Origin of the sequence: Undibacterium hunanense (assembly GCF_014284335.1) — a bacterium.
GTDB classification, from domain to species: domain Bacteria; phylum Pseudomonadota; class Gammaproteobacteria; order Burkholderiales; family Burkholderiaceae_D; genus Undibacterium; species Undibacterium hunanense.
This window is the reverse complement of record NZ_JACOGF010000074.1, coordinates 1-290: the sequence shown is the minus strand read 5'-3', so window position 1 is coordinate 290 and position 290 is coordinate 1. Positions and strand designations below refer to the sequence as shown.

The 290-nt window shown below is 75.2% G+C and carries 1 protein-coding gene; it reads left to right on the top strand.

Annotation, left to right across the window (positions count from 1 at the left end):
* On the top strand, window positions 1–290 hold a 290-nt coding region (locus tag H8L32_RS27370), incomplete at both ends, for a PAS domain-containing protein (protein ID WP_186951019.1).

The following is a 290-nucleotide window of genomic DNA, read 5'->3' as shown; positions in this document are numbered from 1 at the left end:
CACCAGGCGCTCGACGTCATCGCCCGCATCGTGGCCGCGATCGAAGCGATGCCCATGGTGGCCGTGCGCAGCGTGGACCGGGCCGGCATGGTGCGGTTCTGGAACCACACCTGCGCGCGGTTGTACGGCGTGGCCACGGCCGACGCGCTGGGGCGGCCGCTGGAGTCGCTGCTGCGTCCGGCCGCGATGGCCGACGACTACGCGGCGGCCATCGCCCGCGTGTGGCGCACGGGCCAGCCCGGCGCGGCACGCGACTGGTGCATGCGGCTGGCCGACGGGCGTACCGTGTG